Here is a 16,003-nt window from a genome sequence, read left to right on the forward strand (position 1 = left end):
CAGTTAATAATAATCATCTTAGAACGATTCTCTTTGGAGATGTTGTAAGTAAAAACACTATAGTAAAAAACGAGAATAACAGGGATTCAAGGATGGAGAATCTAAAGAAAATTTCTCAGATGCATTTAGATAAAATGACAGTGAGTGGTTTGATTCGTTTTCGACAGTTCTGTGAATTATTAGAAGAGAGTAATGGAGAACTCAATGAATTACGAGGGACATTATCTAAAAATGATTTAGATTGTATCATTAAAGTAGGAAAAAAACACAATTTGATACGTTATATGCCCAGCCAAATGTATGATGCTCGGTATCGCAGAGTAAAGCTAACAGCAAAAGGTAAAAAACTTTTCAAACTAGTCACATAGATACAGTATGAGAGCGCATTTTTGTAAGTTCAATCATGTTACTTTTAATTGACCTCTTTTTAGGGGGATATGAAAAGTAAACGTAAAAAAAGTGCAATAGATAGTATACCCTCAGCGTTAATCTGAGGGTATACACTTCATTGAGTGGTATCTACAGTGACTGTAATAAAAGGCTTGAAATTACTATGACTTGCGAATGCCTTCGATAGATAAGTACATTTCTACTTCTTGTGATGCTGGACCAAGGTCTTTGCTAATATTGAAATCTTTTAAGGCAAACTTCGTTGTTCCTTCAAAACCTGCACGATAGCCACCCCAAGGATCTTTTCCTTCACCAATCTTATTAACGTCAATGGTAATTTCTTTGGTCACACCATTTAGGGTAAGATCGCCAATAAGTTTTGCTGAACCATTACCATTATCGGTGATTTTTTTGCTTTTGAATGTTGCTGTCGGGTGCTTACTAACATTCAAAAAGTCTTTACTGCGTAAGTGCTTGTCTCGCTCTGCATGGTTAGAGTCAACGCTTGCTGTTTTAATGATGACGTTAACTTCTGAATCGGCTGGTTTTTTATCATCGTAGCTGAATGTTCCCTCGAATTCATTAAAACGACCTAGCAGCCAACTATAGCCAAGATGCTGTATTTTAAATTGGATAAAGGCATGTGAACCTTTAGTGTCAATAACATAGTCTGCTGCTGATGTAATAGAAGCAAGAGACATCGAAACAGGTAATAATGCAATGGCTAGACTTTTACGTAGAATGCTCATGAGCTCTCCTTTTTTGCATGGTTTTGTGTTGTTTTACGGGGATGGTTTACTTAACCCCAGAATTCGTTTTAGTGTATTATCTTTATCAATAATGTGATGTTTAAATGCAGCAAGTGCATGAAGGCCAGCGAGTATAATGACAGAAAGTGCTAGGTAGTAGTGGATTTCCCCTGCGAGATCTTCCTGATTTTCAATGTCCGTTATAGTTGCAGGGATATTAAACCAGTTAAAAACCTCAATGGGCCTACCATCAGCTGTTGAGATTAAATATCCACTTATCATGATGCAAAAAAGCAACACATATAAAAGAATATGCACATTATGAGCCGCAACTCGCTCAAATTTACTTAGTGTTAGTAATGGGGCTGGTGGAGGGTTAAACAGACGTACTAATACACGTAAGATAAGTACGGTAAATAAGATTACGCCTAGGCTTTTGTGGATGTGTGGACCAAGTTGATACCAAGGATCATAATAGCTTAAAGTTCTCATCCATAAGCCAAGGATAAAAAGACCAATAACTGAAATAGCAACTAGCCAGTGCAAACTGATAGAGATCCAGCCGTATTCATCTTTAGTATTTTTCAGTTTAGGCATTGCTGCTTACCTTTTTTCATCAGTCAAACCACATTACTCTATTGTAGCCATAAGCTTTATATTTTTGTGCTAAGCAGTTTAGTATGTTTGCTTAGTTCGGTGGTTATACATTGTTTATATAGCCATAATGAAGGATTTCTAGGTGTGGCCGTCAAGTGATCTAGCCTCAGACTTTAGACAACTTTCTTACATGTGGCTGTAGTTCATATACTTTCTTTCAATAACCCAATATCTGTCATGGTTGTTTGGATCGCCTTAAATGATAAAGGTTCCCATCCTCATTTAGAAGTATATTAGATGGTAGCAATGACATAAAGCTAAACAGCTCGTTATACTGAGTTGACTGGTTAGTATTAGTTTGATTAATCCTTTATACCCCTCATGAATCATTTTTAGAGTTTGTTGTCGGCGCTAATAACCCTTCGTTTTGGGTATATATAAGAGTAATAAAGGGATGAGTAAGTTGAGTGAGCAAAAACACTGGTCAAAAATTGAACTTTTACATGAAGCCGTGAAAAATCCTAACATTCATGTTAAAGGAACTCATAGCTATTACAGTGATGCGTGGAGTGGTAGCTTTGAAGCATCAGTTGTACGTTATCTGTATGGTGATGAATACAGCTTAAATACATGGGAATCGCTATGGGAGGTTGATAAGCTGTATATCGGTGATTATGTCTGTATAGGAGCTGAAGCTGTTATTTTAATGGGAGGAAACCATAATCACCAAATTAACTGGTTTTGTTTTTACCCGTTTATTGAACAAGTGAAAGAATCGTATGAAGGAAAAGGCGATACAGTTATTCATGATGGGGTATGGATTGGTATGCGGGCCATGATTATGCCTGGCATTCAAATAGGTGAAGGTGCAGTGATTGCTGCCAATGCGGTAGTGACAAAGGATGTTGCACCTTACACAATTGTCGCTGGTAACCCTGCAAAAGTGGTTAAAACACTGTTTCCTGAGGATGTTATTGAAAGGCTTCTTCTTCTAAATATTTACAAGTGGCCTGAGCGAAAATTTAATGCGTTGAAAAAGTATATCTGTGCAGGTGATATTAACAGCCTTGAAAGTGCGTCAGAAAACTATAGTCAGTAACTTTCTCCTGCCACAAATATTTTGACTTTATACCTTTCACGAATGTTTTCTAGGTTTTGTTATCTTCTCTCCTCACCCCAATCACCTATTAATATAGGCTCATGGGGCTTCGTCACTTGATGACCACACCTAAAAACCATTCGTATTGGGTATATCCATCTTGTAATTAGCTTGTCTAGCTAAAATCCAAAGACAATGTATTCATACCTTCTTATGAGTTACTTATTCTGACCTTATGAAATTAAAGTTGTAAAAGTGAGAGGCTTGTCAAAAAGCGTAAGCAATATTTTTGTTCGTGAAAGGGTCTAATGTACTTTATTACTGGGAAAATTCACCCAAAATGACGTGACTTTAAAAGTCAACATACAGTTAACATAAGGAGAGAAGGTATGCCAATTAATCAGGATGCTGTAAATAGCCTAATAGATAACTCAATACCTTCCGAGACAAGTAATCGAGTTTATTTTGTTGAGCCTGCAAACTTAATGACGGCAATTGACTTTTTTAAGCGTATAACAGGGCAAGGTGTTCCAAGTTTAACCAGTATGAATGTTGCCGCGGGGGGATTTTTCTTTCATACCCATAGTGAGAATATTGATGGTAGTCGTGTAAATGTGACTTTGCGTGGTGGGTCAAGCAGTATCGTGCCTATTTCTCGAACACTGTGTACGCCATCTGGAGATGAAACAAGCATCTATAATTTGCCTGGATGCACCACACTTGATATTACCAATCCTGAAGCGCTTTCTAATGTACCACGGTTCAGTGGTAATGCAACACGTGTTGAGTTTAAGTTCACTCAGCGAGAAGAGGTGGTTATCGCTGGGTTCGGTAACTGATATTTGAAGAGCTACCTAAACTTCAGGTAGCATTATTCTCTGATTTAACTTTTTTTCCTATTATTTTTTTTCATTCGAAAGATCATAGTTAGTCCCACTAGCATGAATAGTAATGCTCTAGGCTCAGGAACAAAAATCGCGCTGAATTCTCTAGTGCGTGTGCCGAAGGAGTCAGAATAACTAAATTTACCTATGGCTTCAAACTCTAAGTAGTTTCCCTCAAATAGATCAACGGCGTCATTAAGTGCACCTGCCATGACATCTACATTGAATGCAAAGTTAAACATTTGTCCTGGAGATAATATAAAATTAAGATTATCATTTATAAAGCTTGCTAATAAATCGTCAAAGAATATATCTTCATCAAATATTGATATAGCAATATCATTGACCATTATATCAATAAAACCATCATTTATAATTCCGATATCGAATTGCAAAGAGCGATCATTTAAAAAAATGCTATCGGGTATTTTAAGTAAACGCCCTTTATTGGTAACTTTAGCATTTAATATAGAAAGTCGGCCTGACTCAACTGGCTCAAATACAGGTCTTAATACACTATCAATAGCGCTCATCCCTGAAGATGCAAGAACTTTTGCTTTAAAAAAATCAGTTCCTTCTATTCCAGCTGTAAGTTGAGGGTCATCACGAACTTCGACTATGAACTCTTCAGCGAAACCAACACTCACAAAATCAGGCATTTCAACTCGTCGTACGTATGATGCATCAAAACTAGATGTATCTCCACTACCATCCCATTGGACATCCGCGCCTATGGTGAAGCTTTTGTCCGCAAAATTACCTGTAAAAGAAAAGTCTATAGACTTGATCTTTTCTTCCTCTAATGTGAAGGATGATGCTGTTCCATTGATTTCTCCTGAAAATACTGGATCGTCATTAACTTTAAATGTAGTAATACGATTAGCTTTGGCATTAATATTTACTGACTGTGTTCCGGCCACTACGTTTTCGATTGAGCCAGACCCTTGTAACATGGCTTCTAAATTAGCTCCTCCTTTGAAGAAAGATTCAGTATATCTACAGTGGCCAGCGTCTATTGGACAACCAAATTCTCCAGCATTGATATATGAGTGAGACAAAGAGTAAGTCTTATTGAATTTAGCATGACTGCCTGTAGGACTTGCATATCCGTTGAGACTTCGCCACTCATCAGGAATGGGGTGTTCGTTAGTGATCGCTCCTCCAGGTGCTGGAAACTCGACACTATCAACATCTGAATCAAATTTTTTACCTAAACTCTGATCTAAAAGACTATCCTCCCAAGCTTCAAAAGTCTCTCCCATAAATTCACCTCGAAAGGTTAACGTGTACGCAGGATTTGCACCATCAGTTGCAGTCATAGTACGTCTGCCGGTGGCAAATTGCTGATCACCACCGAACTCAGAACAACCGAAAAGTGGGACGCAGATTATAATGGGATCATCAATATTTTTAGCTTTGAATCCAGCGTCTACAGAGGATGGTATAGTACCTGTATATAACCAGTCCGAAGAAATAAATAGTGATGAAGGCGCGAAAAACTTATTGCCTTCGAGAACTGGTAAAGAGTAAGAGGATGTTGCTGGCATTAGTATTACAAACATACTAATTGTTTTCTTAAAAAAATGTGACTTCATAATTATCATTATCTCCTAATTAGACTTTTAGTATATTCCTAGTAAAAGCTGGACAGGCCACTAGTGTCTGAGGATTTTTTAAATAAATGCTGATAAAAAATTAGTTGGTTAATTGAGACAGTTGTGTAAAAGTTAGTAGGCGTAAATTTGTCCGCAATATCTGTTCCAATTAAAAAAATTATTGTGTTAAAGAGGTGTAGGAGTCTTTTTCTGTGAAAGGAACTAGTTGGTAGGGAAATATCGATATTATCTGTAATGGATGGTGACTATTATGAGATTTTTATTTAAATTATTTTTTTGAATGGTTATGCTAAGCTTGAAATTTGAATAAAACTACAAATGGTGAAGTCTTTTGAGTGAAAGTTTTGCTCGTATATAGAGTATTGAACGTATAAAAAACAAACAATCATTTTTTGGTGCAGCATTATTTATGGAGTATTTGTCAATTAATTTTTACGGTAGGCAAGTGAGTTACCTTATTAGTTGTAGTAGCTGAATTTGGTCAGTACTTATTTGTTGTATGGATGTTGATTTCAGTGGTATAAAGTAAAAAATGTGTTTACTTGACTTTAATATAATTATCAGATTTTTGGTTTTAAGACTATTAAGTAGAAAATAACAATAACCCTAATAAACGCAGACCAGCCTAGACTGTACCAGTATGTCATAAGTTTACGGTAAGCTAGTGGTAGAGGAGAGTGCTGTTTTAATGCTGTTGCAGTTAGATTCGCTATCCTTATTTGAATATAGACAACAGGTAACCAGCAAACTCCTGCTACTACATATAAAACAAGGCTAGTAAGGACTCAGGGTGTTGTATAAGGGATTCCAACACTGGCTAACATCATTATACCCGTGACAGGTTGTATGATAACGGCCGGAGTAGTGAAGAGCCAGTCTGCTAAGAAAACATTTTTACTGGTCATTGCTATGGTATTGAGATTTTCACTACGATCAGCTTGCCACATCTAAAATACTGTACCATTCACAGTGTATCCCTTTGGTAAAGTGTTCAAGAAGTAGTGAAATAACGCTTTGGACTTTCGTTACCAATTGTTGCTCTGTGATTGTATTTTATATTTCATTCCAGTGTGCTGTCTATAATATAGGTATTGTTGCGAGTGTTGTGCATTTAGGCAAATGCTATGTCTTATCTTGCTCCCACTTTTTAAGTGCTTATATCATTGGAGATGTCTGTGAAAGTTATTGCTGTCGTAAAATATTTATTCTTATTAATTGGTCTTGCAATGCTTGTGGGAGCATTTTTTGCGTACCAAAATACTCAAAGTTTTGTTGCTGAAGCAATAAAAGCTGATGGTGTTGTCGTCGATATGGTTAGCTCAAGATCAAGTGACTCAATAACGTATAGACCGGTTATTGAATTTAAAACTAAAGAAGGTGATTTGGTAGAGTTCACATCTTCCACAGGGAGTAACCCTCCAAGTTATTCAAGAGGAGAGACTGTTGATGTATTATATCAAGAATCAATGCCTGGTAATGCAAAAATAAATAGTTTTTTCTCTCTATGGGGATTGGCTGTTATTGTGGGAGGAATGGGAGCTGTTTTTTTCTTGATTGGGTTTTTGATCATTCTTTTTGGTAGCCTAAAAAATAGAAAAAGAAAGTACTTACTAGAGAGAGGAATGCCTGTTAAAGCAATGTTTCAAAGTGTTGAAGTGAATAGATCTGTCAGTGTTAATGGTCGGCATCCATATCAAATTTATGCGCAGTGGAAAAATACAGTAACAAATGAGCTTCATTTGTTTAAGAGTGAAAATATCTGGTTTAATCCTTCTGACCATATTTTTCAAGAAGAAATAACAGTATTCATCGAAAAAGATAATCCAAAGAAATATTATGTTGATATTTCATTTCTCCCTAAGCTAGCCAACTAATTTGAAGCTTGTTAATAATTAATTGTGTACGATGGTTTTAAGTTGAAGCGACCGATAATTAAGGATTTTATGCAGGGAAAAGCATATGAGTTGCTCCTTAAAAACCACTTTTAATACATCTTTCCCTGCAGAGTCTGCATAACTCTTATCGAGCACGATGTGACTATTTCCTATGCAAGTGCTTTGTACCTATAGTTAATGTTATCAAACAGTAATAGCGTCGATGATAAAGAGTAGCTTTTATTTACTGGGTTTTAAATGATCTGAGAAATAAACCAAGGCCACCAATTGCAAGCACTAAAATGGTAATTAACTCAAAAGCAGTCATAGAACGCATAGTAAAATGTATAGAGGAAATAACACCAAAAATAAGCGCGGTGAGTGAACCTAGTGTGAGTAGCCAGCCAATAAAATTTTTAGCATTATAGAACAGCATACCAATACCAAAAATAAAGGGTACCATTACCATACCACTGGTAATGTTAAATTGACCGCCAAATAAATTAGCACCATATAGACGCATACCCATATTAAACGATGAGTTAACCATAATGGCATTAAATAACATGTAGAAGCCAGCACACATCATGATCAGCCCAATTAAAAACTGTCCAACCCCGCCGTTCGTTCCACCTGCTCCTCTCATCCATATCACCACTCAAGTGTTGTTTGATATAACTATAACTCATTATCAAGAAGGTACTGTTATCGTTTCGCATTGAGAGATGGAAAGAAGCTATACTGTGGACGTTTGGTCGGTTAGATGGGCTTGTGTTAAAAGAAAAGCCGCATCTAGCAGCTTAAGCGGCATTTTCGTAATGACCTAGAACAACTACACCGTTAGACTAAGAGAAATAACTTACATAAAAATGACTATTAAGTGTCATGTATGTGACAGCTGATACCAGTCACTTTTAATGAAAGTGTATGATGCATTCTTAAGATAACTGACTTAGTGTGTGTATTAAAACAGGGTGGAATGAATCTATGCAAACCTTGCAAGTAGCGTTAGGTGAACGGAGTTATCCTATACATATTGGCCCAGGTCTATTGGGGCAGCCTGATTTATTATCCCCCTACATTCGTGGTCGACAAGTGATGCTAGTGACCAACGAAACTGTTGCCCCTCTTTATTTAAACAAAGTCAAAGCTTCGTTGAGTGCATTTCAAGTTGATACTGCCGTATTACCAGATGGAGAGTCCTATAAAACGCTGGATACCGTTAATTTAATCTTTGATCAGCTACTTGAAAAGCGACATAACCGAACTACCACACTCATTGCCTTAGGTGGTGGTGTTATTGGTGATATGGTTGGCTTTGCAGCAGCAACATATCAGCGTGGAGTAGACTTTATCCAAATTCCCACCACTTTATTGTCACAGGTTGATTCTTCCGTAGGTGGCAAGACAGGAGTTAATCATGTTCTTGGCAAAAACATGATTGGAGCATTTCATCAGCCGCGCTGTGTACTGGCTGATACTGCAACGCTCAAAACGCTACCTACACGTGAACTTTCAGCTGGCATTGCAGAAGTTATTAAATACGGGTTGATTTGTGATCAGTCATTTTATGCTTGGCTGCAAATGCATACCAAAGACTTATTAGCTTGTGATGATACTGCACTAGGTTATGCTATTAAACGCTCTTGTTTGGCGAAGGCTGAAGTGGTGGCTGAGGATGAACGAGAGGGTGGAATAAGAGCCATACTGAACTTGGGACACACATTTGGGCATGCCATTGAAACTCATGAAGGATATGGTAACTGGTTACATGGTGAAGCGGTTGCTGTAGGCATGTTGATGGCGGTGGATTTATCGATACGTCTTGGCTGGTTAGAAGCTCAAGAGCTTGAGGTTTTGAGGCGCTTGTTAGTGCAAGCTAAACTACCTGTTGTGTCACCATCCGATATGACGCCAGATGACTTTTTAAAACATATGGCTGTGGATAAAAAAGTGGTGGATGGTACATTACGTTTGGTGCTTTTAGACGCAATAGGGAAGGCTAAAGTGACATCTGATTTTCATCATGATGCGCTTATTGCGACATTAAAAAGTATATAGTCGCTACATTTATTAGCGTTTTTATAATTGCTGATATTTACCACCATTATTAGATGCCATGGATAGGCTTTCGGCACCAATATTAATAGATAGCCTTTTAGCGACAAGCTATAAGTTCTTCACCTTCCTTATTTAATCTGGCTATTAGCGTCTATTATGAGGGTATGCTCATTGAAAATTTTGTTTCAGTGTATATGACTTGCTTAATAATTAATCAAGCTTAGACCCGTTATAGCCCCGAAAGGAAGGGGGTTACTAATAGAAGGGATACCCATCGGTAAATGATAGGCAAAGGATGGCATTATCTGTTGATGGTAGACTAATGACAAACCCAGCTAAAGCCAGCAGTGACCAGCTTGCGAAGAGTGATTTTCTTCGTATTTATGGTATGGCTCGGAATCCTTTTGTTGACCAAGGGGAGTTAGGGTTGTTTTTTTCTGGTGCTGGACGTGGAGAAGTATTGAAGCAAATTCAACACTTACTCACGTTTACACATTTATTGTTGCTTGTTACGGGTAAGGAAGGTTCGGGCAAAACACATCTTTGTAAAGTCCTCTTGCAAGAAATAGCTGGCGATAACCCCTTAATCGTCAGTGGCACAGTGGGGATGGGGATTACAGAATTTCTTAATGAGGTAACACGACACTATACGCCCAGAAAGTCATTGCCTGTGACTCGTGTGGATTATGAGGCTTTATTAAAAAATTTACTTGCTGAGTTTGCACGGCCACAAAAGTTAATTCTACTGATCGATAACGCCCATAAATTAGACCCTCAATTGATTTCATTATTAGTGTCCTGGGCTTCAGTTGCAGAAAAAGAAAACTACCCTGTTCATATCGTATTATTTTCACTTCCCCAACTACAAAAAACATTGCAAGCCCACCCTAACCTTAACAGCCAGGATCTGTTGCATGAGATTCAGCTTGAGGAACTTAGCAGAGAAGATACTAAAAAATATGTGAACCACTGTTTAGAAAGTACGGGACTAAGCAACCTGTTTGAACTAAACAGTGAAGATTTGGACAAAATTTATAACTTATCGGATGGTGATTTTAGTAAAGTAAATTTTTATGCACATGAGGTGCTGTTTGGCAGTATGAGTACACGACAAGATAGTAATAAATATGGCATTCCAACCAAGCACCTTATTGCTGCTTCTGCAGTTGCTTTATTCCTGTTATTGCTTGTGATTATTCAACAGTTTATGTCTGTTGATGAAAGAGTTGTATCTGATGAACAGGCTGTTGTAGTGATTAACGATGAAGAGGTTAAGCCTGCTGTAGACATTCCGCGCTGGGACTCATCTACAGCGCAACCGCCATCAACAGAAAAGTCACCCGAAAATGGAGAAGTGCCCACAACTGTTATGGATATTGAGTTACCTACGGTTGCGGTAACTGAGAATAAGTCGCCTGCAACAGCAAAACAGAAGGTTAATGACCCTCAAGAACAAGGCAGTGTTCAACCAAATGAGCGTAAAGTATCTGCAGATACTCCAGCTAAAAAGGATGTCGCCGGTAATGAGAAAGCGACATCTGCCAACAATACAGAAGACACACTTTCAGGCACGGTTGTCCGTGATCAGAGTAATTCTCCAGCTTCACCTGAAACGCCAATAAAAGAGGTTAAAGCTGAAAAGCCACCTGTGACTGAAGTAAAGCCGGCTAAGAAAACTGAAACAATAAAACCAAAACCGACGAGTAAACCCCAAACAACAAAAACTACACCGGTTGCTAAAAAGTACTCTGGAGATGGTGCTTGGTTTTTAGCCCAATCAAACAAGTACTATGTATTGCAGGTTTTGGGTACCAGCTCAGAAGCAGCCGCACGTACCTTCATTCAGCGTCACAAAAATAACCCACAGCTCAAGTACTTTAAAACTCGCCATAAAGGACAGCCTTGGTTTGTAGTGGCTTATGGTCGTTATTCAAGTCATGAACGGGCAACCGCTGCAATCAAAAAGCTATCCCCCTCTCTACAACAACAAAGCCCTTGGCCTCGAAGCCTTCAAAATATCCAGCAAGAGATTCGTAAATATAACTAAGCGCTGTAACCTTCCTGTGGTCACTCACGTAAAATTACAATCAGTGTCGTGCTTTAGTTTGTCCTTTATTATATGGTAGAGACATAAATTTGTGTCTATGTGACATGACGGGTAAACTGTTTTCCCCCTTTTTGTTGGCAGTGATCAATTACAACTAAAGCAAAAGCCGCTAACATACTGTTTTTTTTGAAGAAATTCCTCGTTGAGAGTGTACCTTATGCGAGTTCTTTACCATCCTGAGCAGTTCAAGGATAACTGTGGCTTCGGCCTGATTGCCCATAAAGAAGGGCAGAAGAGCCACCACTTACTGCAAACCGCCATTCAGGCGTTAACATGTATGACCCATCGGGGCGGAATCGCTGCTGATGGAAAAACAGGTGACGGTTGCGGCTTATTGATTCAAAAGCCCGACAGTTTTTTACGAACCGTTGCCCAGGAGCTATTCCAAGCAGAGCTGGCTACCCATTATGCGGTGGGTATGGTCTTTCTTAGTGCAGATGAAGCGAAAGCAGAAGTTGCACGACAAGCATTGAATGATCAGCTGGCGGATCAAGCATTAGAGGTAGTTGGTTGGCGGAAAGTGCCTATCAATCCTGAGTGCTTAGGGCCAATAGCTCTGGATCAGATGCCTCAGTTTGAGCAAGTCTTTGTAAACTGCCCTGAAAACCTTACGGAAGAACAGTTTGCAGCCAAGTTATTTATGGCAAGACGTCGAGCTCGCTTAAGTGTGACAGATGATGATGAGTTTTATATCTGTAGCTTGTCTCATACGGTTGTAACTTACAAAGGTTTGATGATGCCTGTTGATTTACCCAGGTTTTATCCGGACTTGGGTGATCCTCGGTTCGAAACAGCTATTTGTGTCTTCCATCAGCGTTTTTCCACCAACACTATGCCCCGTTGGCACTTGGCGCAACCATTCCGCTTTTTAGCGCACAATGGTGAAATAAATACCATTACTGGTAACAGGAACTGGGCTGAGGCACGTACCAGCAAGTTTAAGTGTGATTTGTTGCCAGAAATGGAAACAGTGAAACCACTGGTAAATCGGACGGGTTCCGACTCTTCCAGCCTAGATAATATGTTGGAAGTGTTAGTAACGGGTGGCGTCGATATTTACCGTGCTATTCGAATGCTGGTACCACCAGCTTGGCAAAATGTAGACACCATGGACCCTGATTTGCGGGCATTCTATGAATACAACTCCATGCATATGGAGCCTTGGGATGGTCCTGCAGGCTTGGTTATTACAGATGGTGTTCGTGCTATTTGTGCGTTAGACCGGAATGGCTTGCGACCTTCACGCTGGGTCATGACGAAGAATGGCTACATTACTGTTTCTTCGGAAGTAGGTGTTTGGTCCTATCAGCCGGAAGATGTGGTTGCCAAAGGCCGGGTTGGTCCTGGTGAAATGTTAGCTATCGATACAGAAACCCATGACATTTACACTGCACATGATATTGATGGGTATCTGAAAACCAAGCAGCCTTATAAAAAGTGGTTGAAGCAGCACGCGCATCGTATTCAGTCAAAATACATAGAACATACTTACCGAATCGACCACTTTGATAAAGAAGCGCTTAAATCTCATATGAAAATGTATCAGATTACGTTTGAAGAACGTGATCAGGTACTTCGCCCATTAGCTGAAAATGCCCAAGAGGCAGTAGGCTCGATGGGGGATGATACGCCAATGGCTGTCCTCTCTCAGCGGGTACGTCCGCTTTATGACTATTTCCGTCAGCAGTTTGCTCAAGTGACCAACCCTCCCATTGACCCCTTACGGGAGTCAATAGTTATGTCGCTGGAAACATGCTTAGGTGCGGAAAAGAACCCCTTTGAACAGACCCCCGAACATGCTGCACGGGTTATTCTTAGTTCCCCTATTTTATCTCCGGCTAAATTCCTTAATTTAACCAGAGATGATGGACACGGATTAGGGGTTGTTAAAATCAACTTAAATTATGATCAATCAGAAGACTTGGCACAGGCACTAACCCGTATTTGTGATGAAGCTGAAGTAGCTGTCAGAGCGGGTAGTGTGGTGGTTTATCTGACAGATAGAGATATTGAAAAAGGTAAACTACCGATTCATGCCGCAATGGCAACAGGTGCTGTACACCATCGACTGATTGATACTGGCCTTCGTACCAGCACCAATATCCTGGTAGAAACAGGTACTGCTCGTGATGCCCATCATTTTGCGGTGCTCATTGGGTTTGGAGCTACAGCTATTTACCCATATCTAAGTTATGAAGTGATTTGGGACCTGATTCAAACTCAGGAAGTTATGATTGACCCCATTGAGGCAAATAAAAACTTCCGCAGAGGGATTAAAAAAGGCCTGTTGAAGATTATGTCTAAAATGGGGATTTCTACCATTGCTTCATACCGTGGCGCTCAGTTATTCGAGGCTATTGGCTTAAGTGATGAGGTGGTTGATCTCTGTTTTAAAGGTGTTGCTAGCCGTATTGCTGGAGCGCGATTTACTGACTTTCAACAAGAGCAGTCATTGCTGGCAAAACAGGCGTGGCGAATCAGTCAACCTATCCAGCAAGGCGGTTTACTGAAGTATGTGCATAACAGCGAATATCACTGTTTTAACCCCGATGTTGTGCAAACGTTACAAACTGCGGTTCGCAGTGGTCACTATGAAGATTATCTGCAATACGCTGATCACGTTAATCAACGCTCAGCAGCAACACTAAGAGACCTGCTAAGTTTGCAGCTGCCAGAGCAAGGCATTGCTGTTGACCAGGTGGAATCAATCAGTGAGATCGTTAAGCGATTTGATAGTGCCGCCATGTCACTTGGTGCCTTATCACCTGAAGCACATGAAGCCCTGGCTGAAGCAATGAACCGTTTAGGAGCACGTTCAAACTCGGGTGAAGGGGGAGAAGACCCGGTTCGCTTTGGTACAAATAAGGTTTCCAAAATTAAGCAAATTGCTTCTGGACGCTTTGGGGTGACACCACACTATCTGGTGAATGCTGAAGTCTTGCAGATAAAGGTGGCACAAGGAGCCAAGCCTGGGGAAGGCGGGCAGCTACCAGGCAGTAAAGTGAATAAACTGATTGCCCGATTACGCTATTCAGTACCTGGAGTCACGCTAATATCGCCTCCACCTCACCATGATATTTACTCGATTGAAGACTTAGCGCAGCTGATTTTTGACCTTAAGCAGGTCAATCCTGAGGCACTGGTTTCAGTGAAGCTGGTGTCTGAGCCTGGTGTCGGGACAATCGCTGCTGGGGTGGCTAAGGCGTATGCCGATTTAATTACCATTTCCGGTTATGACGGCGGTACTGCAGCCAGTCCTCTCACGTCCATTCGCTATGCTGGTTCCCCTTGGGAGCTAGGTTTAAGTGAAGCCCATCAGGCACTACGTTTAAATGACTTGCGTGGCAAAGTTCGTCTGCAGACAGATGGTGGTTTAAAAACCGGTCTGGATGTCATTAAAGCCGCTATCTTAGGAGCTGAAAGCTTTGGTTTTGGTACCACACCTATGGTAGCAATGGGCTGTAAGTATCTGCGGATTTGTCACTTAAATAACTGTGCAACAGGTGTTGCCACCCAAAATCAGCAACTACGTGACCAGTACTTTATTGGTACCGTCGAAATGATCATGAACTTCTTTACTTTTGTCGCAACGGAAGTTCGAGAATGGCTGGCCAAGTTGGGTGTGTCACGTTTAGAGGATGTCATAGGACGTACAGATTTATTAAAACGTTTACCTGGTACTACGGAAAAACAGCAGCGCCTGGACTTATCACCTTTAGTTGAGCAGCAACATATTCCTTTGGATAAGCCACAAATTTGTCAGAGTGTTCGTAATGAGCCTTTTGATAAAGGCCAGCTGGCAGAGCAAATGGTTAAAGACATTTTGCCTGCCATTGAAAGTCGCCAAGGTGGAGACTTTCGCTACCAAGTCGGTAACTGTGATCGTTCAATTGGTGCTCGCCTTTCTGGGGAGATTGCCAAACGCCATGGTAATCAGGGGATGTCTGATAGTCCGGTCAATGTTTACCTGAAAGGTTCAGCAGGTCAGAGCTTTGGTGTCTGGAATGCCGGAGGTCTAAACATGTACTTAGAAGGTGATGCCAACGACTATGTGGGTAAAGGCATGACGGGTGGGAAGTTAGTCATTTCACCCCCGGAAAATAGCCAGTTTGCATCTCAAGAGACAGCCATAATTGGTAATACCTGTTGCTATGGTGCTACGGGAGGCAAGCTATTTGCTTCTGGTACTGCTGGAGAACGCTTAGGGGTTCGTAACTCTGGCGCTCATATCGTGGTTGAAGGTACCGGTGATCACTGTTGTGAGTATATGACTGGTGGTGTGGTTACTGTCTTAGGTAATACCGGACATAACTTTGGTGCTGGCATGACCGGTGGGTTTGCCTTTGTGCTGGATCAGGACCGGCACTTTGTTGATCGTTACAACCATGAGCTGGTGGAAATACAGCGGATTGATACAGAGACCATGGAGCAGTATCAGACCTATCTACACAGCATTATTGCAGAGTATGTGACGGAGACTGGCAGCGTTTGGGGCGCTCATCTGTTAGAAGAAATGTACGACTATATTGGTAAGTTCTGGTTGGTCAAACCTAAAGCAGCCAGTCTGAACATGTTGTTGGCTAGCATTCGTACCCGCCCTGAGTAGTCGATGAATGAGGTATTATC

The 16,003-nt window shown here is 40.4% G+C and carries 11 protein-coding genes and 1 pseudogene; 7 read left to right on the top strand and 5 right to left on the bottom strand.

All coding sequences use genetic code 11. The features are described from left to right. Positions 1-92: 92 nt before the first annotated feature. The gene (locus tag KHS79_RS08295) at positions 93-368 is read left to right on the top strand and encodes a hypothetical protein (RefSeq protein ID WP_212718239.1); all 276 of its coding nucleotides are present in this window, start codon (positions 93-95) and stop codon (positions 366-368) included. Between the two features lie 183 nt (positions 369-551). Here KHS79_RS08295 and KHS79_RS08300 read toward each other — a convergent pair whose 3' ends face one another. Together KHS79_RS08300 and KHS79_RS08305 are read right to left on the bottom strand one after the other, a co-directional pair. After that, positions 552-1,139 (bottom strand): YceI family protein, encoded by a 588-nt coding sequence (locus tag KHS79_RS08300; protein WP_212718240.1) that lies wholly within the window; start codon positions 1,137-1,139, stop codon positions 552-554. A 33-nt stretch (positions 1,140-1,172) separates the two neighbouring features. Continuing rightward, positions 1,173-1,736, bottom strand: coding sequence for a cytochrome b (locus KHS79_RS08305; protein ID WP_212718241.1), 564 nt, complete (start codon positions 1,734-1,736; stop codon positions 1,173-1,175). Positions 1,737-2,190: 454 nt separating this feature from the next. On the opposite strand from KHS79_RS08305, the gene KHS79_RS08310 reads away from it, so the two are divergent. Both KHS79_RS08310 and KHS79_RS08315 read left to right on the top strand, forming a co-directional pair. After that, positions 2,191-2,835, top strand: coding sequence for a CatB-related O-acetyltransferase (locus KHS79_RS08310; protein WP_212718242.1), 645 nt, complete (start codon positions 2,191-2,193; stop codon positions 2,833-2,835). A 389-nt stretch (positions 2,836-3,224) separates the two neighbouring features. Further along, entirely contained in the window at positions 3,225-3,674 is a 450-nt protein-coding gene (locus KHS79_RS08315) for a hypothetical protein (RefSeq protein WP_212718243.1), read from the top strand. A 44-nt stretch (positions 3,675-3,718) separates the two neighbouring features. On the opposite strand, the gene KHS79_RS08320 is transcribed toward KHS79_RS08315, so the two are convergent. After that, positions 3,719-5,314 (bottom strand): hypothetical protein, encoded by a 1,596-nt coding sequence (locus KHS79_RS08320; protein ID WP_212718244.1) that lies wholly within the window; start codon positions 5,312-5,314, stop codon positions 3,719-3,721. 581 nt (positions 5,315-5,895) lie between these two features. Continuing rightward, positions 5,896-6,282: pseudogene (locus tag KHS79_RS26345) on the bottom strand (DUF2269 family protein). A gap of 228 nt (positions 6,283-6,510) precedes the next feature. Between KHS79_RS26345 and KHS79_RS08335 the strand changes: the two are divergent. Beyond that, positions 6,511-7,209 (top strand): DUF3592 domain-containing protein, encoded by a 699-nt coding sequence (locus tag KHS79_RS08335; protein ID WP_212718247.1) that lies wholly within the window; start codon positions 6,511-6,513, stop codon positions 7,207-7,209. A gap of 244 nt (positions 7,210-7,453) precedes the next feature. Here the strand turns inward: KHS79_RS08335 and KHS79_RS08340 are convergent, their stop codons facing one another. Further along, the gene (locus KHS79_RS08340) at positions 7,454-7,855 is read right to left on the bottom strand and encodes a hypothetical protein (protein ID WP_094785723.1); all 402 of its coding nucleotides are present in this window, start codon (positions 7,853-7,855) and stop codon (positions 7,454-7,456) included. A gap of 341 nt (positions 7,856-8,196) precedes the next feature. On the opposite strand from KHS79_RS08340, the gene aroB reads away from it, so the two are divergent. From aroB to gltB, 3 genes are all read left to right on the top strand, one after another. Further along, positions 8,197-9,270 (top strand): 3-dehydroquinate synthase, encoded by a 1,074-nt coding sequence (gene aroB, locus KHS79_RS08345; RefSeq protein ID WP_212718248.1) that lies wholly within the window; start codon positions 8,197-8,199, stop codon positions 9,268-9,270. Between the two features lie 295 nt (positions 9,271-9,565). Then, a complete protein-coding gene (locus tag KHS79_RS08350; RefSeq protein ID WP_212718249.1) occupies positions 9,566-11,317 on the top strand; it encodes an AAA family ATPase in 1,752 nt (583 codons plus the stop codon). Positions 11,318-11,534: 217 nt separating this feature from the next. Continuing rightward, positions 11,535-15,983: a glutamate synthase large subunit gene (gene gltB, locus KHS79_RS08355; protein WP_212718250.1), complete on the top strand. Its 4,449-nt coding sequence runs from the start codon at positions 11,535-11,537 to the stop codon at positions 15,981-15,983. The last annotated feature ends 20 nt before the right edge of the window (positions 15,984-16,003 follow it).

The sequence above is a fragment of the Zooshikella ganghwensis genome (assembly GCF_018263875.1).
GTDB lineage: Bacteria > Pseudomonadota > Gammaproteobacteria > Pseudomonadales > Zooshikellaceae > Zooshikella > Zooshikella ganghwensis.

Coding starts and splice junctions, on each gene's coding strand:
- KHS79_RS08300 (WP_212718240.1), bottom strand. CDS start 1,139: ATGAGCATTCTACGTAAAAGTCTAGCCATTGCATTATTACCTGTTTCG.
- aroB (WP_212718248.1), top strand. CDS start 8,197: ATGCAAACCTTGCAAGTAGCGTTAGGTGAACGGAGTTATCCTATACAT.
- KHS79_RS08305 (WP_212718241.1), bottom strand. CDS start 1,736: ATGCCTAAACTGAAAAATACTAAAGATGAATACGGCTGGATCTCTATC.
- KHS79_RS08340 (WP_094785723.1), bottom strand. CDS start 7,855: ATGAGAGGAGCAGGTGGAACGAACGGCGGGGTTGGACAGTTTTTAATT.
- KHS79_RS08315 (WP_212718243.1), top strand. CDS start 3,225: ATGCCAATTAATCAGGATGCTGTAAATAGCCTAATAGATAACTCAATA.
- KHS79_RS08350 (WP_212718249.1), top strand. CDS start 9,566: ATGGCATTATCTGTTGATGGTAGACTAATGACAAACCCAGCTAAAGCC.
- KHS79_RS08320 (WP_212718244.1), bottom strand. CDS start 5,314: ATGAAGTCACATTTTTTTAAGAAAACAATTAGTATGTTTGTAATACTA.
- gltB (WP_212718250.1), top strand. CDS start 11,535: ATGCGAGTTCTTTACCATCCTGAGCAGTTCAAGGATAACTGTGGCTTC.
- KHS79_RS08295 (WP_212718239.1), top strand. CDS start 93: ATGGAGAATCTAAAGAAAATTTCTCAGATGCATTTAGATAAAATGACA.
- KHS79_RS08310 (WP_212718242.1), top strand. CDS start 2,191: ATGAGTAAGTTGAGTGAGCAAAAACACTGGTCAAAAATTGAACTTTTA.